This is a genomic window from Ralstonia flaminis, from assembly GCF_958415495.1.
In the GTDB taxonomy this organism is placed as follows: Bacteria; Pseudomonadota; Gammaproteobacteria; order Burkholderiales; family Burkholderiaceae; genus Ralstonia; species Ralstonia flaminis.
Window position 1 is genome coordinate 1 of sequence record NZ_CATZLL010000023.1, and the last position, 23,055, is coordinate 23,055.

Sequence of the window (23,055 nt, forward strand, 5' to 3'; positions counted from 1 at the left end):
ACGTACGCAGATGTAGTGCACCGCGCCGAGACGGTGTAGCATACGAACACTGTATATCCATCCAGTTATCCTGGGCTGGTGGAGCTAAGTGGATACCCCACATATTCATACAGTTATTTTCTGCGACGCCCCCGCCGTGCTTTCCGCTTCTCCCACCCCCGACACCGCCAATGGCTCGGTCACTCCGGGTTACCTGGCCCAACTGAACGACCAGCAGCGCCAAGCGGTCGAATTCGGCATTTCCGGGGCGGATGCGGCCGCAACCGGCCCGCTGCTTGTGCTGGCCGGCGCCGGGTCGGGTAAGACGCACACATTGGGCTGGCGTGTCGCACACCTGGTGGCCAACGAGGCCGATCCGCAACGCATTCTGCTGCTGACGTTCTCGCGCCGGGCCGCGAGTGAACTGTCCAACCGCGCCGGCCACCTGCTGGCGCGTGCCATGCAGGGCGAGCGCGGCGCCAGCGCGCTGAATGCCGCCGGCACGTCATACCAGACCACCCTGCCCTGGGCCGGCACGTTCCACGGCATCGGCGCACGCCTGCTGCGCGAATACGCCGAACGCATCGGCCTCGCACCCGACTTCACCATCCACGACCGCAGCGATTCCGCCGATCTGCTCAACGTCGTGCGCCACGAGTTGAGCCTGTCGACCAAGGAGCGCCGCTTCCCGCTCAAGCAGACTTGCCTGGCGATCTACTCGCGGGCCATCAATGCGGAGAGCCCGCTCAACGCCGTGCTCAAGCATCACTTCCCGTGGTGCGCGATGTGGGAAGCGCAACTGCGCACGCTGTTTGATGGCTACGTAGAAGCCAAACAGGCCCAGCACGTGCTCGACTACGACGACCTGCTGCTGTACTGGCACGCGATGGTGTCCGACGCCGAACTGGCCGCCGAGATCGGCACGCGCTTCGACCACATCCTCGTCGACGAATACCAGGACACCAACCGGCTGCAGTCGTCCATCCTGCGGGCGCTGCGCCCCGACGGCCGTGGCGTGACGGTGGTGGGCGACGATGCACAGTCGATCTATGCATTTCGTGCGGCGACGGTGCGCAATATCCTCGACTTCCCGCGCCACTTCACGCGGCCGGCACACACAGTGCTGTTGGAGCGCAATTACCGCTCGACGCAGCCGATTCTGGATGCCTCGAACGGTGTGATGCGTTTCGCCACGGAGCGCTTTGCCAAGACGCTGTGGACGGACCGTGCGTCGACACATCGCCCACGGCTGATTTCGGTGCGCGACGAAGCCGAACAGGCGCGCTGTGTGGCCGAGCAGGTGCTGCATCAGCGCGAAGGCGGCTTGGCGTTGAAATCTCAAGCCGTGTTGTTCCGCACAGCCAGCCACAGTGCGCCGCTGGAGATCGAGCTCACGCGCCGCAACATCCCGTTCGTGAAATACGGCGGCCTCAAGTTTCTGGAAGCGTCGCACGTGAAGGATGTTCTCTCGGTGCTGCGCTGGGCCGAGAACCCCCGCAACCGCATCGCTGGGTTTCGCGTGATCCAGTTACTGCCCGGCGCCGGCCCTGCCACCGCCGCGCGCGTGCTCGACGCCATGGCCGAGGCGGTGGACCCGATTGCCGCGTTGCTCGCCTACGAGCCACCCGCCCGCCTCGCTGGCGACTGGGCCGCGCTGATGACGCTCATGCAGCTGCTGCGCATGCCCAAGGACAGCCTGGCGTGGGCGAGCGAACTGGAAGCCGTGGGCATCTGGTACACGCCGCACATGGAGCGCCTGCATGACGATGCCGCCGTGCGCCAGGGCGATCTGGACCAGCTTGCCCGCATGGCTGCCACCTACGCCACGCGCGAGCGCTTCCTGACCGAGATGACCCTCGACCCGCCCGAGCTGACCAGCGATGAATCCGGCGCCCCCTACCGTGATGAGGACTACTTGATCCTCTCTACGATCCACTCTTCAAAGGGCCAGGAGTGGAAAGCTGTGTACGTGCTCAACGCCGTGGACGGCTGCATGCCCGCCGATCTGGGCGCCGGCTCGCATGAAGAACTGGAGGAGGAGCGTCGCCTGCTCTACGTGGCCATGACGCGCGCACGCGAGCACCTGGACATCCTGGTGCCGCAGCGCTTTTACGTGACGCAGCAAACACCCAATGGCGACCGGCACATCTATGCGTCGCGCACGCGCTTCATTCCGCCCGCGCTGCTGCCGTTGTTCGAGGCTTGCGCATGGCCGCCGCCCGAGCCTGGTGCGGACCCTGCAGCCGAAGCACGCGCCGCCGCCAAGGTCGACCTCAGCAAGAAGATGCGCGGCTACTGGAAATAGACAGCGTTATTCAACATCGACCTCGGCGCGCTTGAGCACCTGCGCCGGCTCTGCGTGCGAAAGCTGCGCAAAGATCCACGCCGCCGCGCCGGTCATAAAGCCAACGCACACGAAGGTCTTGTGAAAGGCTGCCAGCGTATCGCGCCCTTCCGGCCCGACGGTGAAATCGGTAAAGCCCGTGAGAAGCGCACCCGCCGCCGCCACGCCCAGGCTCATCGACAGCATCATCACCATGGAGAGCATGCTGTTGCCCGCGCTGGCATGCGGCCCGCTTAGGTCCTTGAGGGTGAGCGTATTCATGGCGGTGAACTGCATCGAGTTGAACGTACCGAACAGCGCCAGCTGCACGACGCGCAGCCACACCGGCACATCGGGCGTCATCACCGCAAAACTGGCCATCGTCAGGCCCACCATGAGCGTGTTGATAAACAGCATGCGCCGATAACCAAAACGCTTGATCGCCCAGGTGCCCAACGGTTTGGCCGCCATGCCAGCCGCGGCCACCGGCACCATCATCAAGCCGGCCTGCAGGGGTGAGTACCCCAGGCTCACCTGCAGCAGCAGCGGGATCAGAAACGGCATCCCACCCGTACCGATGCGGGCAAACAGGTTGCCGAGAATGCCGATCGAGAAGCTCGGGATGGCAAACAGCGAGCGCGGAAACAGCGGTCCCGCCTTGCCCTCAACCGTGCGCCCCGCATGCAGCCAGTACGCGGTGAGCGCCGCCAGCCCGAAGATCAGCAGCACCAACACCGTCGCATGCTGAAAGCCCAACCCGGATAGCCCATCGAGCGAGAACGACACCGCCGCCATGCCAAACGCGAGCATGGCGTAGCCTGTCCAATCGAAGCGGCCCTCATCGTCCGCACGCACATCGGGCATGACCTTGAGTGTGACCAGCGCGCCAATCAGACCCACCGGCAGGTTGATGAGGAAGATCCAGTGCCAGGACACCGCCTCCACCAGCCAACCGCCCAGCGTCGGACCAATCAGCGGGCCGATCAGCCCCGGAATGGTGACGAAGCTCATGGCCGGCAGAAACTGCTCGCGCGGCACCACGCGCAGCACCGTCAGACGCCCGACTGGCATCAGCAACGCGCCGCCCACGCCCTGCACCACGCGCGAGGCAATCAGCATGTCCAGGCTGCGCGACTCCGCGCACAGCAGCGAGCCGATGGTGAACAGAAAGATGGCGGCAAAGAACATGCGCCGTGTGCCAAAGCGATCGGCCAGCCAACCCGAGGCGGGCATCAGCATGGCGGTCGTCAGCGTGTAGGCAATGATGACCGACTGCATCTTCAGCGGGCTTTCCGACAGGCTGCGCGCCATGGCCGGCAATGCCGTATTGACGATGGTGGAATCCAACGTCTGCATGAAGAGACCAACCGCCACCAGCCAGAGCAAGGGTTGGAGGGACTTGTCGACGGAAGCAGAGGTGGGCATGGCAGGCAGGGGAAGCAGACTTCGTACGGCGCCGAATTGCACAACGAGGCGACATTGTGGCGTGAGCAGCGCGGGCTCGCAAATGATGTAACGCTCCGGTCACCCTACAGCAAACGCGGGCACCGAGTTGCACACACCGGACGCCTATACTGGTGGGCGTTCGTCCCAGTCACCCTCGTGCACACCTGCCATGACCACCCGTACCGAACGCGATACTTTTGGGCCCATTGAAGTCCCCGCCAATCATCTGTGGGGCGCGCAGACGCAGCGCTCGCTGCAGAACTTCGACATTGCGGGCGATCGCATGCCGCGCGAGCTGATCGACGCGCTGGCCCGCATCAAACGCGCAAGCGCAGCCGTCAACCACCGCCTTGGGTTGCTGCCGGCCGAGAAAGCCAACGCCATCATCGCCGCTGCCGATGAAGTCATCGCGGGCAAACATCCGAACGAATTCCCGCTGGTGGTCTGGCAGACCGGCTCCGGTACGCAGAGCAACATGAACATGAACGAGGTGCTCGCCAACCGTGCCAGCGAACTGCTGGGCGGAGCGCGTGGCGAGAGCCGCCTCGTGCACCCAAACGATGACGTCAACCGCAGCCAGTCGTCCAACGACGTCTTCCCGACGGCGATGCACGTGGCGGCTGTTACCGCCATCACACGGCACCTGATCCCGTCGCTGCGCACACTGCGCGAAACGCTTGCCAAGAAGGCGGCGGACTTCGACGACATCATCAAGATCGGCCGTACGCACCTGCAGGATGCGACGCCGCTCACGCTCGGCCAGGAGTTCTCCGGCTACGTGGCGCAACTGCAGCACAACGAAACGCACCTGAATGCGGCGCTGCCGCATCTGTGCGAGCTGGCACTGGGCGGCACGGCAGTGGGCACCGGTCTGAACGCGCCGGCCGGCTACGCCGAACAGGTGGCTGCTGAACTGGCCGACCTGACCGGTCTGCCCTTCGTCACCTCGCCCAACAAGTTCGAGACCATGGCCTCGGCCGACGGCCTGGTGCACGCACACGGCACGCTGAAAACGTTGGCCGCCAGCCTCACCAAGATCGCCAACGATATCCGCTGGCTGGCGAGCGGCCCGCGCAGCGGCCTGGGCGAAATCTCCATCCCCGAAAACGAGCCAGGTTCGTCCATCATGCCGGGCAAGGTCAACCCCACGCAGAGCGAAGCCGTGACGATGCTGTGCGCACAGGTGTTCGGCAACGATGTCGCAGTCAACATTGGCGGGGCATCGGGCAACTTCGAGCTGAACGTGTTCCGCCCGATGATTGCCTACAACTTCCTGCACAGCACGCGCCTGCTGGCCGACGGCATGCGCAGCTTCAACGACCACTGCGCCGTGGGCATCGAGCCCAACCGTGCACGCATCGACGAACTTGTACAGCGCTCGCTGATGCTGGTGACGGCGCTCAACCCGCACATCGGCTACGACAAGTCTGCGCAGATTGCCAAGAAAGCGCACAAGGAAGGTACGAGCCTGCGTGAAGCGGCGTTGGCACTCGGCTACGTGACGCCCGAGCAGTTTGACGCGTGGGTGCGGCCGGAGAACATGGTCGGCCGATAAGCCGCAGGCTGCCGCGTGCCCGCGCTGACAGCCTCAGCGCGGGTTCGGGAAGCGGATGCGGAATTCTGTGTATTCGTGCTCGACCGACTTGCACGAAATGCTGGCGCCCCAGCCACGCAACACCTTACGGCAGAACATCAGGCCGATGCCCGTGCCGCGATGCGCCGGATAGGAAAAGAACGGTTCGAACATCCGCTTGAGCACGGTCGACGAAATGCCCGAACCGGTATCGCGCACGACGATCTCCACGGCACGCGGCGGCTTCTCATAGCTGATGTGGAGATCGCCCTTGCCCACACGCTGAATGGCCTCCAGCGCGTTCTTGGTCAGGTTGGTGATGATGTGCTCGAACAGGCTCGCGTTGCCTAGCACCCGCACACCGATGCTCGGTGCAATCGAGACCAGCTCCCGAGTACCGGCCTCGAACGGAAAGGCCGCGATGGCCGAGCAGATCGCCTCATGCGGGTCAAACCAATTGATGCTGACGGTCTGGGGGGCTTTCGAGTTAGCGACCAACAACTCGATGCTGTTATTGGCGCGCACGACATCCGTGCGCATCCGCTCAACCGCTTGCTGCAGTATCGGCAAATCGGGATAACTGACTTCTGCCAAGCTCGGCAAGCGATTCTGAATTCCCTGCGCAGTCAGTGCTAGGCTCGCCAGCGGTGTGCGCAACTCGTGAGCAACCGTGCCCAATGCTAACTCCATGCCCTGCCGCTTCTGCTCAGCGAGTATCTTACGATCCAGCTTGGTGATAACAAGCATTGCGATCAGAAACGCGAAGATCGGGAGTTGCACCGGCAACGTATGCCATGGGAATACCTCCCCTGTACCAGTCGTCAACCCAAACAACGCTATCGCAGCAATCCCTCCGGAAACCATCGAGATTAAGGCGAATGTCACGCCAAAGTGAAACAGAATCATGACTGCAATCAGTACGGATTCCGTCCATACCATCGACCCTGCGTTCTTCAGATAGAAGAAAGTAAAGGCAAAAGGTATTCCCGCCGTGATAACGAAGAGGGCATAGACGGGAAACCATTTGCGTTTGGACAGCGGCCCCGGAAACAGCAACGGGATAAACAGCAATGCACAAGCTAACCGCAGCCAGCCGTTCTCGTAGGGCTGCGGAAAAACATGCGTCCAGATCCAAAAATAAAGCGGATGGCCGACCACGCCCATCACCCCGAAGAGGCGTATGCGCTGCAAGCGCGCTGCGCTCTCGTCATCAAGGAGCGTGCCATGTACCAAGGACTTCTCTAGTTGCATCCAAATACGAACCAACCGTCGATTGGGCGCCTCTCGAAATGCACCACCCTGCTCTATCGTCATAACGTCACAGAAGGTTCGCTAGATTAGTCAGTTAACGCCGCTCGGCGTGTGGAGGACCATTCACGCAAATTCACTTGCTCACGAATATCGCCCAACACATCAAGTAAGCGTTCAATATCTGCCGCGACGAGCTTAGCGTGCAGAGTCAATCGCACCAACGACCGATTCTTAGATGTCGCTGGCGGACAAAAGACCGCGCCAAAAATACCACGCGCCTGTAAGGCGTCGCGCAATACCTTGACCTGTGGTTCGGTCCCAGTTTCGAGCGCAATAATTTGCTCTGTTCCATCCGCGATGTTGTAGCCCAGTTCGGCAATGCCGTCACGGACCAAACGTGTAATCGTGTGGAGCCTTTGCCGCCGGTCATCAGCCGCCGCAATGAAGTCCACCGCTGCATCAAACCAAGCCAGCTCATGGTGTAACAACCCCGAGCTAAAAATAGCCGGGCGCGCCTCCATTGCAAAGTACTCCTTGAACCTCTCACCGCAGGCGATGAATCCGGCACGGCCAGCAAACGCCTTCGCGAGCGAAGCGGTACGAAAATGAACGCGCTGTTCCAGACCAAGCTGCACGACAAGCCCAGCGCCGCCCGGGCCATGCGTACCCAATGAATGCGATTCGTCGACAACGAGCACCGAGCCGCTGGACTCGGCAACCTGAGCAAGTGCAGGCAGGGGGGCGACGCTTCCGTTTGTGCTGTAGAGCGAATCCACCAGAATCACGCCTGGCCCCATGTGCGCAATCTGTCGGTCGAGGTGCTCGATGTTGTTATGACGAAAGGGAATCGGCTGGGCGCCGGCGGCGGTGATGCCCTCCCACAACGAGGCATGCGCATTCATGTCAACAAAAACGGGAGTACCCGGACCTGCAATGGACTGAATCAATCCAACGTTGGCCGCCCAACCAGACTGGGCGATCAGCCCAGCCTCCGCACGCATCATGTCGGCCAATCGGCGCTCCAGCCGATGTTGAGGCGTATCTCCGTGCTGGAATATGGAAGACATCAGCAATTCACTCTCACACGCCAACAGCGTGCGCGCCTGAGCGCGAACCAAGGCGCGCTCGCCGAGCAGGCAAAGGTAATCGTTACTGTTCAGGAATAGTGCATCTGGCCCGGGTTCGCGACCGTGCAGTAGGTGGCCACCTCCCCAGAGTCTTGCTACACGATCGTTGAAGTAACGCCGCACACGGGCTTCGATCCAATCTGGTAGTGCTGGTGCAGCTACCGAAGGCGGTGGGACTAGTGAAGAAGGGACGTGCTTGGGCAGTGTGGTCATAGTGGCCTCGTCGGGTTGCCGAAAAGCCCGATGGCCTTGCATCACCACCGGGATGCAATCCGCACTACCACTCTTCCCTCCATGCGTGAAGTACCCATGGACGGTAATCCGAACTACACCAAAAGTCCTAAACCGATGATGAACCGCGCTGCGCAACACGTACGTCGACACGCTCCGGTGCCAGCGCACGTTCAAACACGGCACGCGCGCCATGCGTTGTGCCGGTGCCGCACATGAAGGCATCAATGGCGGCAAACCCGTGCTCGGGCCACGTGTGGATCGACAGGTGTGATTCCGCCAGCAACAGGACACCGGTCACACCGCCCGGCTCTGCCGCGGGTGCGCCCATACGCAGCGAATCAAAGCGGTGGAGATGTGCATGAAGAATGGTGGCGCCCAACGCTGCAGCTGCCTCGCGCAGCGTAGCTTCCAGCGCCTGGGCATCGCGCAGCAGCGCTGGCGCCACGCCATACAGATCGAGCAGCAGATGCTCGCCCACCGCAGCGGCGGTTGCTGCAGCATGCGGCGCAGCGTCCGTGCGCGTCACTTGTGGCCCCCGCTGAAGCCGCCACCGTAACCGCTACCGCCCGACGAGCCGCCCCAGTACGAAGACCCGCTGGTGCCGCTGCCATACGAGGGCGTGCGCGGCGCGGCAAAGCCGGCCTTCCAGTCCATGACCGTTGCGCCGATCACCACGCACACGGCGTACAACACGAACCAGCCTTTCATTCCCCACCCCCGACCTTGGCGACCAGCCATGCCGGCACGATCAGCATCAGCGCCGCAAAGAACGTGATCACGAACACCGAACCCGGCGCCATGAAGAACGGCACCAGATTAAACATGCCAAGCAGCACACAGGACACCACTGCCACCGTCATGTAACCCGAGCCCGATGCCTCCTTGACCGGCTCGGCCACCACCTTGCCGAACCACGCCTTGATCTGCGCAGTGCTGACCGGGGTGCTCCGGGACCAGCTCAATTCATGCGCATCGCTCTCTGCGGCAAGGCTTTCCTGGCCGGCCGTGTATTCGACCACGCGGGTCTGGTCGCCGGTCTGCACGCGCCAGTTGAAGGCGCCGGCAGCGTAGGTCACGCGTGCGGTGTAGTCCTCGTCGCGGGTGTACTGCGTATTGCCGAGCGTGGCCTTGCGGCCGTCGGTCTGCGTGGGCCAGCGGTCGAGCACGTTGGCGCGGAACCAGCCGTCGTCGGTTTCCACCATCCACGTGAAGCCACGCTTGGGGGTGTACAGCAGGTATTCGAACCACTCACCGCTGCCGTCAACCACCGTGCGACGCATCACGCCGATCACCTGCCACTGCTGGCCGTCGATCAGCGCCTTGTCGCCCAATTCCAATGTGGTCACAACCTGCGGCACCGACCGGGCGCGGGCGATGATCTCGCCGCGCGGCGTGGCGGCATCGATGGCCGCCCCACAGCCGGGGCACAGCACATGCCCGGTCACGCCGGGGCTGAACGGGATCGACGTGCCGCACTGCGGGCAGTCGAGATTGGTGAGCTTGCGGGGGACGCGCCCGGCGGTTTCCTTGATCTCGGCGTCGGTGCGCAGGAGTTGGCACTTGAGCGCTTCAAGCGTGGTCGCTTCGCCAAGGTAGAGCGTGGGCGCTGTGCCGTCGGAATAGTCGAGCGTGATGAAGGCATCCTCGCAGCGGCCGTCGGCTACGCGCGCATGCCAGCCCTCGCCTACCCGGAAGGGCAATTCGCCCTGGCCGCCGGTGCAGTCGGCCTCGCGCACATCGGACAGCGTGAACTGCTTGCCCTCAGCATCGTAAAGCTGGCCGGGGCGCAGCGTTTCAAACGCCACGGCATTGCGCGGCACGCCACGCGAGAAAGTCATGGTGACCTGGCCCGAAGCCTCGGCCAGCCAGCCGTCGGTGCTGTCGTCAAACAGCACGTACCACTCGTTCCAGAAGCCCGCGTCGTAGCGCAACTGGATGCGGCCCACAACGGTAAAGGCCTTGTTCTTGTAGCGCCCGGTGGTGCCGATCTGCACGCGCGCGTAGTCCTCCAGCACGGCAGACATCTTGCCGATGTCGGACAGCGTCTCGCCGTCGCGCAGCAGTGTGCTTTTGCAGAAGCTGCACACCGTCATCACGGCAGCGGCGGACTTCAGTTCCACCGGCGCGCCACACGCCGGGCAGTTGGCATGAAACATGGTCGGGTCGTTCGATTGCACAGCAAAACGGGCGGCTAAAGGGGCTGTGCCCCTTCGCCGCCCGGTCATTCGATCAGAGAAGCTGGACTCAGCCCCCGGTCAGTGCCTTGAGCACGGCGGCCTTGCCGGCATCAAAGTCGGCCTGGGTGATGAGGCCCTTGTCGAGCAGTTCCTTAAGCTTGGTCAGGCGTGCGGTCGGGTCGTCGGCAGCCGGAGCAACCGGTGCGGCGACAGCCGGTTGTGCGGCAGGTGCTGCACCGGCATTGCCCTGCACAGCAGTGCGCAGGCTCTCGGCCATCGTCTGGCCCATTGCCAAACCGGCTGCCAAACCTGCACCCGTGCCGGCGATGCCACCTTCGTTCTGTGCAGCCAGCGGCAGCGATTCCGCCGCCTGATACTGCGTGAAGCGCCCCATGTCGCCGGTCATGTCCATGCTGATGCGGCGGTCCATCGCGGCCTGCAGTTCGTCCGGCAGCGTGACGCTGGAGACCTGGAAGCTGTCGAGCGCCAGGCCGTACTGCGTGAACTGCGGCGCGAGGGTCTCGCGCACCTTGTTCGACATCAGCGTCTGATTGGCAGCCAGGTCCAGGAACGGCACACCGGATTCGCCAAACGCCGTGGCCATGGCGCCCATGATGACGGGGCCAAGCTGGGCTTCAACTTCATCCACGGTGTAGATGTCGCGCGTGCCGCTCACCTGCTGGTAGAACTGCTTCGGATCGGCCACGTGGTACGCATACACGCCAAAGGCGCGCAGGCGGATCATGCCGAAATCCTTGTCGCGCACCGTCACCGGCTGCGGCGTGCCCCAGCGGCGGCCAAGCTGCTGGCGCGTGCTGAAGTAGTAGACATCGGACTTGAAGGGGGACTCAAACAACTTGTCCCAGTTCTTCAGGTAGGTCAGGACCGGCAGCGTCTGCGTGGTCAGCTTGAAGGTACCGGCGCCGAACACGTCGGCAATCTGGCCTTCGTTGACGAACATCGCCATCTGCGAGTCGCGCACGACCAGCATGCCGCCGTTCTGGATTTCCATGTCCTGCATGGGATAGCGCCAGGCGAGCACGCCGTCTTCGCTCTCCGTCCACTGCAGGATGTCAATAAACTGCTTTTTGATAAAGCTGGACAGGCTCACAGGAAACTCCTTCGCGATGATTCGCGGTACAGGAACAATCAGGACAGGCAGGCAGCGTTGATCACACCCACCGCCAGCGCACTCACGCCAAACAGCATACCGGCGGCGGTGTTGTTGTGCTCGATCTGCAGGCGGTAGTCGGGCATCAGGCGCGTGAGCACCACGAAGACGATCAGCTGCACAACCGACGCCATCACCGACCAGAACAGGAACGGCAGCAGGCCATCGGCGTGCGCGATGCTCGATGCGATGGTCAGCACGAAACCGAGCAGCGCGCCGGCCAGCGACAGCGCTGCGGAAACGTTGCCTTCACGGATCAGCTTGAACTCGTCGTACGGCGTCAGGCGCAGGTAGACGAAGAAGAAACCAGCAAACACCACAGCACCCGCCAGCAGGTGCGAGGCATAGGCGATCACGGAAGCGGTCATATCGGGCATGGGCAGAAGGCAATCAGCCAGGGCAGTGCGCAAGTGGCGCCACTATAGCGGCTGATCCGTCGCTTGCGTACCCCCCGATGCGGCTGCGCACCACCCGCTCGCCGCGCCGCAAAAAAGGCGGCACAATCGCGCTCGCCCTTTGCGCCAGCCGTTTGTTAACACCCATTCATTTTTCTCCTCTCGCAGCATGTCGACGCCGCAGCCTGACGCCACGTACGAACCCACGCAGCCGGCCGGCCGCGGTAACGCCTTGCTGGTCCTTGCCGTGTTTGTGGTCGCCTCATGCGGGCTGGCTTACGAACTGATTGCTGGGGCATTGGCTTCGTACCTGCTGGGCGATTCGATCCTGCAGTTCTCTTCCATCATCGGCGCCTACCTGTTTGCGATGGGTATCGGCTCGTGGCTCTCGCGCTACGTGGCAGACGATGCGTTGCTCGCCCGTTTTGTCGATCTGGAACTGCTGGTGGGGTTGTTTGGCGGCGTCTCGGCGGCGGCGCTGTTTGCGTTGTTTGCGCTGGAGTCGGCGCCGTTCCGGTTGGTGCTATACGCGCTGGTGACAATCATCGGCGTGCTGGTCGGCATGGAGATTCCGCTGGTGATGCGCATGCTGCATCGCCGGCAAGCCAAGTTTTCCGATCTGGTCAGCCGCGTGCTGACGTTCGATTACCTGGGCGCACTGGCCGTGTCGCTGCTCTTTCCGCTGGTGCTGGCCCCGCGCCTGGGGCTAGTGCGCACGGGCTTCCTGTTCGGACTGCTCAATACGGCGATTGCGGTCTGGACGCTCTGGCACTTTCGCGCAGAACTGGCGCTCACCGCCCGCATGCGCAATGCGATGGCGTGGCGCGCGGGTGCCGTCGCTGCCGCGCTGCTGGCAGGCTTTGCGGCATCGGACAAGCTCACGCACTGGTCTGAACGCGCGCTCTTTGGTGACGAGATCATCCATGCGATTTCGTCGCCTTATCAGCGGCTGGTGGTAACACGCTGGAAGGACGACTTGCGCCTGTACATCAACGGCAACCTGCAGTTCTCCTCGCGTGACGAATACCGCTATCACGAGGCGCTGGTGCTGCCTGCGCTGGAATCCGTGCGCGGCGCACGGCGCGTGCTGGTGCTGGGCGGCGGTGATGGCCTCGCGCTGCGGCAGATCCTGAAGTACCCGCAAGTCGAACACGTCACCCTGGTCGATCTGGACCCGCGCATGACCAACCTGTTCTCGCATGCGGAGGCGCTGGTTGCGCTCAACCAGCATTCGTTCAGCGATCCGCGCGTGACGGTGGTCAATGCCGATGCGGGGCAATGGCTGCAGACCGCCACCGACATGTTCGACGTGGCCATCGTCGATTTTCCGGACCCGTCCAACTTCAGCATCGGCAAGCTGTATTCGGTGCCCTTCTACCGACTGCTGTCGCGGCACGTGGCAGACACGGGGCTGGTGGTCATTCAGGCCACCTCGCCCTATTTCGCGCCGCGCTCGTACTGGTGCGTGGATGCGACCCTGAAAGAAGCGGGCTACCGCACGTGGCCGTATCACGCGCTGGTGCCTTCCTTCGGTGAATGGGGTTTCATCCTCGCCGCGCCAGGCCGGGCAGATTTCCAGCCGCCCACGTCGTACCGCGTGCCGACACGCTTTCTGGATGCCGACACCACGCATCAGATGTTCAGCTTCGCGCCCGACATGCCGCGCCCGCAGGTGGAGCCCAACCGGCTGAACAACCAGTCGCTGGTGCGGTACTTTGAAGAAGACTGGCACGGCGTGCTGCGCTGATGGCAACACGACGCAGCTTTCTGATCGGTGCAGCCGCCGCCGGCGCGGCAGCGGCTGGCGCCGCCTCCTGGGCAGGCTTTCGCGCACTGACCGAGATCACGCCCAACGTGCGCATGCCCGGCCAGGCCGCCGGCCACCAACTGCGCGATCTGCGCGCGTTGCCCGCGCCATCGGAAACGCGACGCGTGGGCGTGGCCATCTGCGGCAGCGGCATCGGCGGATTGAGTTGCGCGTGGCGGCTGGCAAAGAGCGGACGACGCGATGTGGTGGTCGTGGAGGGGCCGGAGCGCTACGGCAATGCCGCCGGCGGCGCATTTGGCGCGCAACGCTTTCCGACCGGCGCGCATTACCTGCCGCTGCCGTCGATGGAATCGACACACGTGCGCGAGATGCTGGCCGACTTTGGCGTCATTGAGCGCAACCCCTTCGCACTGCGCCCGACCTATGACGAACGTGTGCTCGTTCACGCCCCAGATGAACGCCTGTGGCTGGGCAACCGCTGGCAAGACGGCTTCGTGCCGCATGAAGGCATTACCGAAGCAGAGCGCGCCGAGCACACCCGTTTCTTCGCTCAGATCGACCGTCTGCGCCAGACCACAGGCAACGACGGCCGCCGCCTCTTTGCCGTGCCGACTGCGCTCTCTTCAGCCGACCCGGCCTGGCGCGCACTCGATACGCTCACCTTCCGCGACTGGCTACACCGCGAGGGCTACCAGGCCGCCACGCTGCACTGGTACGCCGACTACTGCTGCCGCGACGACTACGGCGTCACCGCGGATCACGTATCCGCCTGGGCCGGCATCGCTTACTTTGCCAGCCGGGGCGGCATGGCCAGCAATGCGGAACAGGGCACCGTGCTCACCTGGCCGGAAGGGCTGGACTGGATGGCCGAACGTCTGTTCGAGACCGCCGGCCTGAACAATGCTGGCCGCCTGCTCCCGGGCAGCGCCGCGCGCATCGGCAAAACCAGCGAAGGCGGTGCACGCGTCTATGCCGACGTATTGCAAGCCGATGGCCGCGTGGTGCGCTTGCTGGCCGACCATGTGGTGAGCGCGATGCCGCTGCATGTTGCCAAACACGTCGTCGAGGGCTTTGATGTGCCGGCCACCGAGTTGCCCGAAGCCGCACCGTGGCTGCTGGCCAATCTGCTGATCGAAGGCTTTCCGCCCGAATACGACGACACGCCGCTCGCGTGGGACAACGTGGTCTATCGCGGCACGGGGTTGGGCTATGTGGTGGCCAATCACCAGGACATTCGCGTGGGGCCGCCCGCGCAAAGCGTGTTCACTGCCTACGTGGCGCTGTCAGACATGGCGCCCAAAGTGGCGCGTGAGTGGATGCTGAACGCATCGCCACAGGCATTGCTCGATCGCGCACTGGCCGATCTGGACAGGGTGTACGGCATCCGCCTGCGCACGCAGATCCGCCGGGCCGACCTGACCCTGCGCGGACATGCGATGGCGATTCCCACGCCGGGCTTTCTCTCGCGGCCGGGCATTGCGCGCCTGCGCGAAAACACCGGGCCGATCCACTATGCGCATGCGGATCTGTCCGGCTATTCCGTGTTTGAAGAAGCAGCGTGGTGGGGTGATCAGGCAGCGCGGGCCATCCTGGCCGCCTGATCCAAGAGGCAGCGCTTTAGCCCCTGTTCGGCCAGAGCGTACGGCCAAAGAACGTCAGTGCACGATCCCACGCGTGCTGCGCCCACACCGGATCGTACTGCGTGATGGCGATGCGATTTTCGCCCACGGCCGTTTCATTGGCAAAGGCGTGATGCGCGAGATAGCGGTGGAAGTCGACATCGACACCGGCATCGGCCAGCTTCTTCTCCAGCGCGTCCACCGTTTCGATCTTGAAGGCTGTGTCCTGCGTGCCCCAGTGGCCCTGCACCGGCACCTTGATCTTCGAGGCATCGATGTATTCCAGCGGCGGGAAGCCGTACCACACCACACCCGCTGCCGCTTCCGGCACATTGCACAGCGCCAGCAGCGTGAGCGCGCCGCCCATGCAGTAGCCCGTCACGCCCACGCGGTCGCAGCTCTGCTTGAGGTATTGCACGGCGCCGCGCACGTCCTGCGTGGCCGCATCGCCAAAGTTCAGGTTGCTCATCAGGTGGTGGGCTTCTTCCTCTTCCACCGTCATGGTGCCGCGATACAGGTCGGGCACCAGCGCCACGTAGCCGGCGCGTGCGAGGCGGTCAGCCACGCCACGAATCTGGTCGTTCAGACCCCACCACTCCTGGATGACGACCACCCCGGGGGCGCCCTCCGCTTTGGCCGGCTTGGCCAGATAGCCCTGGAGTTCCTGCCCATCCGGGCGCTTGAACGAGATCATGGATCCTTGCGGTGCAGTCATGCGTGGCTCCTTTGCCTGAAACGAAAGCGCACAGCATAGCTGCGGGCGGTGAAATTTGCAGCCGCCCCTCGCAACGGCCCAAGTGCGCGAAAGCACACGCATCACAAATTTAACCCGGGTATTATTGACCAATCATTATTACCCGGGTAATAATTCGCAGACGATGCCTGCCTATCAACGCAGGCCGCACCTACATGCATCGCACAAGGACCCACCATGACCGATCGACGGGAGCTGAAACGCCAGTACCTTGAGACCCGAAGCCGCGCGGGCGCGGGCTGGGGGGTTTATGCCATCCGCAACCTCATCACCGGCCGGGCGCTGGTCAAGGGCAGCACCGATGCGCAGAGCACGCTCAACCGCCATCACTTCGAGCTAAAGCACGGCACCCATGCCAACGCATTGCTCCGCAAGGACTGGGCGGACCACGGTGAATCGAGCTTCGTGTTTGAAGTGCTCGACCTGGTCAAACACCGCGAGGCGCCGGATTTTGATGCGGCGCACGAACTGGAAACGCTGGTGACGCTCTGGCGCCAGGAGATCCCATGCCAAGGCGCATCCGCCTATGAGAACCCGGAGCACACGGCATGAGCACCGCCGGATTCACGTTCTGCATGGCGGTGCAGCGCGCGCAGGCCAGCCTGCGGTGCAAACTCGACGACAAGCTCGGCACGCACTACGGGGTCGACTTTGCTGATTTCGTGCTGCTGGATTGGCTGGCCTCACATGCAGACGGCCATGCCAGCCTTGCGGAATGCGTGCAGCCACTCGGGCTGCCACGCCCTGCCGTGCTCAAGCGTGTGCTGGCGCTGGAGAAGATCGGCCTGGTCGAGCGCCAAAGCACCGACGCGGGCCGCCGGATTGCCATTCGCCCCGCTGGCAAGACGCTCGTGCACAACGCACGCGAGACCATCAACTGGCTCGGCGGCCAAGCGTTGGCGGCAATCGCGCCGGCATCCATCGCCTCGACAGAAACCGCGCTGCACACCTTTGCCAAGGCCCGCGCGCTGACGGCGCTCTGATACCCCTCCTTCTGGGAGCAGGCAGACAGCGCAAAATCTCTATCATGGCGGCACGCTCATTCCTGACATGACAAACACCATGATCAAAACCCTTGCCTTGATCGTCTATCTGCTGGTGCTGCTGATCCACGTCTACATCGTCGTGCTGGAGATGGTGCTGTGGAAGACACGCGGCCCGAAGGTGTTCCGCATTACACCGGAGAAGGCGGCAGAAACCGCGGCGATGGCGTCCAACCAGGGCTTGTACAACGGCTTCCTTGTGGCGGCGCTGGTGATCGGGCTGGTGGCGCCGGACCCGGTGGTCAACGCATCGTTCGCGCTGTTCGGGTTGATCTGCGTGGCGGTGGCCGGCATCTGGGGCGCAATCACGGTCAGCAAGCGGATTCTCTACGTGCAGACGGTACCGGCGGTGGCAGCTCTGGTGCTGGGGTGGTTCGCATAGGGTGATGCCAACCCGGCGGAGCTTGTCGGCTCCGCCATTGCGCACTAGCTTGAAGGGATCAACGGGATTGCAATCATGTCGCACGCAACCTGCCACAGAGGCTTCCTGGCGCTGCTGCTAGCAGGCGTATGCGGCCTTCCCGTCTCTGCTCAAGTGAACGCGAGAACCGCCATGACGCTGACCCTGACCTCACCCGCCTTTGTCACCGGTAGCGAGATCCCCAGCCACCTTACATGCGAAGGCTCGGACACCTCGCCACCACTGGCCTGGAGCGGCGCGCCGGCGGGCACACGCAGCCTGGTGCTGATCGTCGACGATCCGGACGCGCCAGACCCCGCCGCACCGAAGATGACCTGGGTGCACTGGCTGCTCTACAACATCCCGCCCAGCGCAACGGCCATCGTCGAAGATGCGGCACGCAAGGGGCTACCACCCGGCACGCGCGCCGGCACCAACGACTGGCAACGCACCGCGTACGGCGGCCCCTGCCCACCCGTCGGGCGCCATCGCTACTATCACAAGCTCTATGCGCTGAACGTGGAACTGCCGGAGATGGGCGCACCCGACAAGGCTGCACTGGAACGTGCCATGCGCGGTCACGTCATCGCCGAGGCGGAGCTCGTCGGCACCTATCAGAAGCACAAGCCCTGACGATCAGGGCTTGGCAACCGCGCCCTTGTGGAACAGCGCATACGGCACGCCGCGCTCCGGGTGTGCCGTCGTCTCGTTGATGAAGCGCTCGACATCCGGCACGTCGCGCAGCGCGGTCATGAACGGCTCGAACGCATAGCCCGGCGCCACGCACCCCTGCACGAGCATCCAGCGCTGCCACACCGTCACCCACAGCGTCGTGCTTTGCTTCCATCCGGGCACGTGAATCGCCATCCACTGCAGGCGCCGCTGCGCCGTCTCGGCAATCTCGTCGTCGTAGGCAAAGGCGTTGGGCAACCGGCATCGGCCCTCGACCCAGCAGTGGTTGCCGTGCTCGATGCGGTGGTGGGAATCGCGCTTCCATTCGGCCTCGCTGATGCGCGGGCCGGCAGGCTCGGGGCAGTTGGCAACGCCTGACGAAATCTGGAAGAACGGATCGTGGCCGCGATTCTGCAGGTCGTCTTCTGCATGGAGGGCCGGCGTGCCGAGCAAGAGCAGTACCAGTGCTATGCAGCGGATGTCGATCGTCATGGTGGCCTCCCTGGAAGACCCGGCGCAATCGGTTGCTGCCAAGCATAGGTGCTGCAGGGCGGCGCGGCCAAGGCTCAACTGAACGGGATCTCAAAGATCCACTTCAACGTCCAGCGGTCCGTTGCACGTGTCAGGCCGCGCCCGATGCCAAAGTTGAAGACGAAGGGCTTGAGGTCGACGTCGAATGCCAGAAACACCGTGTGCTGCTGCTCGTGCAACGGCGCGATGTGGTTGATAGGCCCAAGACCCGCGTAGTACTCCATGCCGGCACGCACACCCGTTGTTACGGTGCGTGCGATCTTGAAGCTTGGCGCGGCCTCTGGCACGCCACTGCGGCCCGGGCCGGACAGGTTCCAGTCCAGCACCGGGTTGACGGCCCACAGCCAGCGCGCATCCTGGTACCCATAGATGGGCCGCAGCTCCAGCGCGTTCTGCGATTGCTCGAAGCGCCCGGCAACGTGAGCCAGTTCCATGTTGATACCGGCGAACTGGCCCACATCATCCTCGGGGCGGATCGGCATCCACTTCAACCGCACCTTGGGGCCCGTCACATAGGTCGTGTTTTCGCGCGTCAGCGTGGTGGGCACGTACAGCCCAAGCTCCAGCGACGGCGTCAGCCCGTAAGAGAATTCCGCCGTGGCACGCCACCCGTGCGGTGTCGTCACCTCACCCGGATAGCTGGGCTCGCTGATGCCGCTGGGCGTGGTGTTCAGATGCAGTTCCAGGCCGAACTGTCCGGGGGCGTTGATGTCGCCGGTGTAGACCTGGATCTCGTCGGGCAGGACCGCGCGCGCGGGCAGCGCTGCACCGCCGAGCACGACCACCATCAAAACAGCGCGTGTGACACGTCCAAACAGCATGATGACCCCAGGGAATTTCCGAGATCATAGTGGCGCAACGCGCGCTGCGCGGAATAACCGGAAGGCGCAGACAGAAATCCGCATAAGAGGCATTCGCATTTGCGGGCTGCCGCGCCATCGGGTCATCTCGATTTCACGTGTGCGACCAGCATCGCAGTGAACGCTTCCGTCAGCTCGGTCTTGCCAAAGCGCTGCTCGGATACGCCCTTCTCGACATCGATCTGCCCCGCGTTGACGGCGTCGTACAACTCGGTGAGCAGTTGCACGTGGTTCTCGCTCAAGCCGGCCCGTTGCAGCATCGGCGCCCAGGCCTCGCGCGGCACGGCGTCAGCAGTGACCTCACGGCCGACAACGGTGCTGAAGGCGCGCGCAACGTCGATCAGGCTCACGCGGCGCGGGCCCTCCACGCTGACGATGCGTGGCGACTTGGCCGGTGATGACGCCAGCAGCAGCTCGGCGGCCAGTGCGCCCACGTCCTGCGTGGAGACGGTCGCAAAGGCTCGGTCCAACGGACTGTGCAGACTCGGCAGCCGCCCTGTCGCCAACATCACGGGCAACATCGCCGCCCAGTTCTGTGCGTGCTCCGCCGAGCGCAACAGCGTCAGGTGCGTAGGCAGCGGCTTGAGCCGCTCTTCCAGCAGATGGAACAGGCGTGTCAGGCCGGTGCCCTGGTCAAGCTCCGCACCGTAGTCCGATAACGCCAGCACGGCCGGTGGCGGGTTGGCGCGCAGCGCATCGGCGGCAACATCGATCATGCGTTGCATGGTCGCCGCCGGATCCGAATCGCCCACCGGCACCGGACACAGGATCTGCACCGCCGTGGCGCCCTTGATGGCAGACGCAACCGTGGTGGGGGCGGTCAGATCGGCGGAGACGATTTCGCAGCCGATCCTGGCCAGTGCCTCGCCCTGCTTGGCCTGGCGCACCACCGCACGCACGGGGCGACCCGCGTTGCGCAACGCGGTGGCGGTGGCGCGCCCGACCTTGCCCGATGCCCCAAAGATGACGTACATGTTCGCGCTCCTTTCAGATGAGAAACGCGAGCTTAGGCTGGCCCCGCCAGACGAACTTGCAGAAACGGAGGAATCTGGCAGGGATGGAGGATCGGGTTGTGCCGGCTATGCGGCGAGCGTGTCGGCAACGGCCGCCGCTGCCCGGCCTGCCCGGATGATTTCACGCGGTGCCACGCCAAGCAGCCGCTGCATCCACTGCGTCATGTGGCTCTGATGTGCAAAGCCAACTTCCAGCGCGATCTGCGAAGCGCTGCGCCGGCCTTCCAGCAGCAGCACCTTTGCGCGCTCCACCCGGCGCTGCACAACGTAACGATGCACCGGCACACCCAGTGTTGCGCGAAACAGCACCTTGAAATGCGGCGTGCTCAAGCCCGTCAGTGCCGCCAGCTCTGCCAGCGTCAGCCGCTGATGCAGATTGGCCTCGATGTAGTCGATCACGCGTGCGGCCACACGGGGCGCCAATGCGCGCGCGCTGGCGGCCGCACTAACGGCAACGTCCCTGCTGCTGTTCAGCAAGCGCACTACCAGCGCGGTGCACAGGCTTTCCGCATACAGCGCGTCGGAGGTGTCTTCCGCTTCCAACTCAGCACCGAGCGCCGCAGCCAGATGGTGCACGCGCGCATCGCGCCATTGCAGATGCGGCGCGATCTGCGCCGCCGGCACCCCAACCTGCTCGCCGATGCTGCGTACGAACGCGTCACTGATGGCGATCCGGAGGATGCGGCAGTCGGCGTCGTCCGTCCACATGCCGGGCAACCCGGCGGGGATGACGTCCGCATCGCCATGCGCCTGGATGCGGGAATAGCGGCGGCCGTCACACACGCAGTTCGCCCGAACAGGCGCACCGACATGCACATTGACGCGGTGCGCCTCCATGGCCGGCACGCGGTACGTTCCCGGGCGGATACCGAGCAGCGTGGCGGCAAAGCCCTGCCAGCCGAGGCCTTCACTGGATCGCAGGCTGACGGGTGCAGGTTCTGGCATGGAGGCAGGCAAGGCAGCGGGCATAGCGTGGGCAGACGGTACGGTAGTCGCCCGACATTCTGCGCTCTATTGCCGCCATAAGAAGGATCAATTTGATGATGCCCGTCGATAGCCGGATACTTGCCGCCGTTGCATTCGGCCGTCCCAGCCGATTTGACCAACGGCGGCCAGCGGGCCGTCTTTGTCTTCCCGCGTACAAAGCCTAAGGTGAAGGCTCCAGCGGCCATCAAGGAGATCCGCCATGAACCGCGATGCGTTTGAAAACGCGCTCACCGCCGAGGGCTTTACCGAGTTCGTCCTCGTCACACGCGAGGCAGGCGAGCTGGAGGAGCACACGCACCCGTTCGAGGCAAAGGCGCTCATTCTGGCGGGGGAAATCACCATCCGCGTCGGTAACGACGAGCGCATCTTCCAGCCCGGCGACATCTTTCACCTGGGTGCCAACGCACCGCACGCCGAGCGCTACGGCCCGCAAGGCGTGCAGTACCTGGTCGGCAGACGTTAGCGCATCTGCAGCCGCCGCATCAGGCGCGCGCCGGATACTGCGCCACCACCCGTTCGCGAATCGACGGCTTGATGTTCGCCTGCGACATGTCCCCCTGGTAGTGCGCAATCACGCGCGGGTTCATCACGCGAAACCACAACGGCGGCACATAGGCCAGCAGCACCATCGCGGCATAGCCGGCAGGCAATTGCGGTGAATGCTCGAAGTGACGCAGCGCCTGAAACGAACGCGTCGGGTTGGCGTGATGATCGGCATGACGCTGCAGTTGATACAGGAACAGGTTCGTCACCACGTGATTGCTGTTCCACGAATGCTGCGGCGTGCAACGTTCGTAGCGGCCGCTGGGCAATTGCTTGCGGCACAGGCCGTAGTGCTCCAGATAGTTCACCACCTCCAGCAGCGACGCGCCGTACACCGCCTGGATCAACAGGAACGGTACGACCTTGATGCCGACAAAGGCGATGCACGCAGCCCACAGCACCACCGTCATCGCCCAGGCATTGAGCACGTCATTGCGCCACGACCACACCGAGTGCCCGTTGCGCTCCAGGCGCTGCTTCTCCAGCGCCCATGCCGATTTGACGCTGCCCACCACGGTGCGCGGCAGGAACTCCCAGAACGACTCACCAAAGCGGGCACTCGCCGGATCGGCCGGTGTGGCCACACGCACGTGGTGGCCGCGGTTGTGCTCGACAAAGAAATGTCCGTACGCCACCGGCGCGAGCGTGATCTTGGCTAGCCAGCGCTCAAAACCGTTGGTCTTGTGGCCGAGTTCGTGCGCGGTGTTGATTGAGATGCCCGTCACCACGCCCAGTGAGAACGCGAATGCAATGTAGTCGTACCAGGTGAGCTGATAGGTGTGCAGCACCCACATCGCCATGGCAAAGCTCACATAGAGCACAGTGGTCGCCAGATAGACGATGCGGCGGTAGTAGCGCTGCTTCTCCAACTCGGGGACGACCTCTTCGGGCGGGTTGTCCCGGTCGTCGCCAATCAGGTAATCAAGTAGCGGAATGATCGTAAACACGATGACAGGCCCGGCCCACCATAGCGGATGCCACCCGGTCGACAGCGCCAGGGCGGCGGCAATCATCGGCAGCGTGATCGTCAGCGCGCCGAGCATCCAGAGATACCGCTTGCTGTCGGTCCACTCAATGGACGCGACGATGCCGGGTGTAGCCATTGTCTTCCTCCTGTTTGCCCCGCTTGATTCGGTTGGCTTGTGTACGCACACGCGTGCGCCGTCGGGTCCTGCCCAACGCCTGTTTT

23 protein-coding genes are annotated in these 23,055 nt (G+C 63.9%); 9 read left to right on the plus strand and 14 right to left on the minus strand.

The window, feature by feature from the left end; genetic code table 11:
* Nucleotides 1-136: 136 nt before the first annotated feature.
* A complete protein-coding gene (locus R2N11_RS25095; RefSeq protein WP_316682798.1) occupies nt 137-2,284 on the plus strand; it encodes an ATP-dependent helicase in 2,148 nt (715 codons plus the stop codon).
* Nucleotides 2,285-2,290: 6 nt separating this feature from the next.
* On the opposite strand, the gene mdtD is transcribed toward R2N11_RS25095, so the two are convergent.
* Nucleotides 2,291-3,727, minus strand: coding sequence for a multidrug transporter subunit MdtD (gene mdtD / locus R2N11_RS25100; RefSeq protein ID WP_316682799.1), 1,437 nt, complete (start codon nt 3,725-3,727; stop codon nt 2,291-2,293).
* A gap of 190 nt (nt 3,728-3,917) precedes the next feature.
* Here mdtD and fumC point away from each other — a divergent pair, with 190 nt between their 5' ends.
* Nucleotides 3,918-5,303, plus strand: coding sequence for a class II fumarate hydratase (gene fumC, locus R2N11_RS25105; RefSeq protein WP_199032801.1), 1,386 nt, complete (start codon nt 3,918-3,920; stop codon nt 5,301-5,303).
* A gap of 33 nt (nt 5,304-5,336) precedes the next feature.
* Here the strand turns inward: fumC and R2N11_RS25110 are convergent, their stop codons facing one another.
* The 7 genes from R2N11_RS25110 to R2N11_RS25140 form a co-directional block, all read right to left on the minus strand.
* Nucleotides 5,337-6,629, minus strand: coding sequence for an ATP-binding protein (locus R2N11_RS25110; RefSeq protein WP_316682835.1), 1,293 nt, complete (start codon nt 6,627-6,629; stop codon nt 5,337-5,339).
* Nucleotides 6,630-6,658: 29 nt separating this feature from the next.
* A complete protein-coding gene (gene cqsA / locus R2N11_RS25115) occupies nt 6,659-7,912 on the minus strand; it encodes an alpha-hydroxyketone-type quorum-sensing autoinducer synthase (RefSeq protein ID WP_316682800.1) in 1,254 nt (417 codons plus the stop codon).
* A gap of 127 nt (nt 7,913-8,039) precedes the next feature.
* Nucleotides 8,040-8,459, minus strand: a complete 420-nt coding sequence (gene speD / locus R2N11_RS25120) for an adenosylmethionine decarboxylase (RefSeq protein WP_316682801.1) — start codon at nt 8,457-8,459, stop codon at nt 8,040-8,042.
* Nucleotides 8,456-8,641, minus strand: a complete 186-nt coding sequence (locus tag R2N11_RS25125) for a hypothetical protein (RefSeq protein WP_199032805.1) — start codon at nt 8,639-8,641, stop codon at nt 8,456-8,458. The genes speD and R2N11_RS25125 overlap by 4 nt, the downstream gene beginning before the upstream one ends.
* Nucleotides 8,638-10,089: a DUF4178 domain-containing protein gene (locus R2N11_RS25130; RefSeq protein WP_316682802.1), complete on the minus strand. Its 1,452-nt coding sequence runs from the start codon at nt 10,087-10,089 to the stop codon at nt 8,638-8,640. The genes R2N11_RS25125 and R2N11_RS25130 overlap by 4 nt, the downstream gene beginning before the upstream one ends.
* Before the next feature lie 88 nt (nt 10,090-10,177).
* The gene (locus R2N11_RS25135) at nt 10,178-11,221 is read right to left on the minus strand and encodes an SPFH domain-containing protein (RefSeq protein ID WP_316682803.1); all 1,044 of its coding nucleotides are present in this window, start codon (nt 11,219-11,221) and stop codon (nt 10,178-10,180) included.
* A gap of 38 nt (nt 11,222-11,259) precedes the next feature.
* The gene (locus R2N11_RS25140) at nt 11,260-11,658 is read right to left on the minus strand and encodes a DUF350 domain-containing protein (RefSeq protein ID WP_316682804.1); all 399 of its coding nucleotides are present in this window, start codon (nt 11,656-11,658) and stop codon (nt 11,260-11,262) included.
* A gap of 187 nt (nt 11,659-11,845) precedes the next feature.
* On the opposite strand from R2N11_RS25140, the gene R2N11_RS25145 reads away from it, so the two are divergent.
* Both R2N11_RS25145 and R2N11_RS25150 read left to right on the plus strand, forming a co-directional pair.
* Complete coding sequence (locus R2N11_RS25145; protein ID WP_316682805.1) at nt 11,846-13,423, plus strand: polyamine aminopropyltransferase; 1,578 nt, start codon at nt 11,846-11,848, stop codon at nt 13,421-13,423.
* Nucleotides 13,423-15,045, plus strand: coding sequence for an NAD(P)-binding protein (locus R2N11_RS25150; protein WP_316682806.1), 1,623 nt, complete (start codon nt 13,423-13,425; stop codon nt 15,043-15,045). The genes R2N11_RS25145 and R2N11_RS25150 overlap by 1 nt, the downstream gene beginning before the upstream one ends.
* Nucleotides 15,046-15,061: 16 nt before the next feature.
* Here R2N11_RS25150 and R2N11_RS25155 read toward each other — a convergent pair whose 3' ends face one another.
* Nucleotides 15,062-15,778 carry a dienelactone hydrolase family protein gene (locus R2N11_RS25155; protein ID WP_316682807.1) on the minus strand — a complete coding sequence of 239 codons (717 nt, stop codon included), beginning with the start codon at nt 15,776-15,778 and terminating at the stop codon, nt 15,062-15,064.
* A 216-nt stretch (nt 15,779-15,994) separates the two neighbouring features.
* Here R2N11_RS25155 and R2N11_RS25160 point away from each other — a divergent pair, with 216 nt between their 5' ends.
* From R2N11_RS25160 to R2N11_RS25175, 4 genes are all read left to right on the plus strand, one after another.
* Entirely contained in the window at nt 15,995-16,369 is a 375-nt protein-coding gene (locus tag R2N11_RS25160) for a GIY-YIG nuclease family protein (protein WP_316682808.1), read from the plus strand.
* Nucleotides 16,366-16,800 carry a helix-turn-helix domain-containing protein gene (locus R2N11_RS25165; protein ID WP_316682809.1) on the plus strand — a complete coding sequence of 145 codons (435 nt, stop codon included), beginning with the start codon at nt 16,366-16,368 and terminating at the stop codon, nt 16,798-16,800. The genes R2N11_RS25160 and R2N11_RS25165 overlap by 4 nt, the downstream gene beginning before the upstream one ends.
* A 79-nt stretch (nt 16,801-16,879) precedes the next feature.
* Entirely contained in the window at nt 16,880-17,242 is a 363-nt protein-coding gene (locus tag R2N11_RS25170) for a DUF1304 domain-containing protein (RefSeq protein ID WP_064809001.1), read from the plus strand.
* Nucleotides 17,243-17,413: 171 nt separating this feature from the next.
* Complete coding sequence (locus R2N11_RS25175) at nt 17,414-17,893, plus strand: YbhB/YbcL family Raf kinase inhibitor-like protein (protein WP_316682810.1); 480 nt, start codon at nt 17,414-17,416, stop codon at nt 17,891-17,893.
* Between the two features lie 3 nt (nt 17,894-17,896).
* Here R2N11_RS25175 and R2N11_RS25180 read toward each other — a convergent pair whose 3' ends face one another.
* From R2N11_RS25180 to R2N11_RS25195, 4 genes are all read right to left on the minus strand, one after another.
* Nucleotides 17,897-18,424, minus strand: a complete 528-nt coding sequence (locus tag R2N11_RS25180; protein ID WP_199029572.1) for a BON domain-containing protein — start codon at nt 18,422-18,424, stop codon at nt 17,897-17,899.
* A 74-nt stretch (nt 18,425-18,498) separates the two neighbouring features.
* The gene (locus tag R2N11_RS25185) at nt 18,499-19,284 is read right to left on the minus strand and encodes a hypothetical protein (protein ID WP_316682811.1); all 786 of its coding nucleotides are present in this window, start codon (nt 19,282-19,284) and stop codon (nt 18,499-18,501) included.
* 122 nt (nt 19,285-19,406) lie between these two features.
* The gene (locus R2N11_RS25190; RefSeq protein ID WP_316682812.1) at nt 19,407-20,297 is read right to left on the minus strand and encodes an NmrA family NAD(P)-binding protein; all 891 of its coding nucleotides are present in this window, start codon (nt 20,295-20,297) and stop codon (nt 19,407-19,409) included.
* A gap of 105 nt (nt 20,298-20,402) precedes the next feature.
* Entirely contained in the window at nt 20,403-21,281 is an 879-nt protein-coding gene (locus R2N11_RS25195; protein ID WP_430715478.1) for an AraC family transcriptional regulator, read from the minus strand.
* A 241-nt stretch (nt 21,282-21,522) separates the two neighbouring features.
* Here R2N11_RS25195 and R2N11_RS25200 point away from each other — a divergent pair, with 241 nt between their 5' ends.
* Nucleotides 21,523-21,786: a cupin domain-containing protein gene (locus R2N11_RS25200; protein ID WP_316682814.1), complete on the plus strand. Its 264-nt coding sequence runs from the start codon at nt 21,523-21,525 to the stop codon at nt 21,784-21,786.
* Nucleotides 21,787-21,805: 19 nt separating this feature from the next.
* On the opposite strand, the gene R2N11_RS25205 is transcribed toward R2N11_RS25200, so the two are convergent.
* Nucleotides 21,806-22,969: an alkane 1-monooxygenase gene (locus tag R2N11_RS25205; RefSeq protein WP_316682815.1), complete on the minus strand. Its 1,164-nt coding sequence runs from the start codon at nt 22,967-22,969 to the stop codon at nt 21,806-21,808.
* Nucleotides 22,970-23,055: the final 86 nt, after the last annotated feature.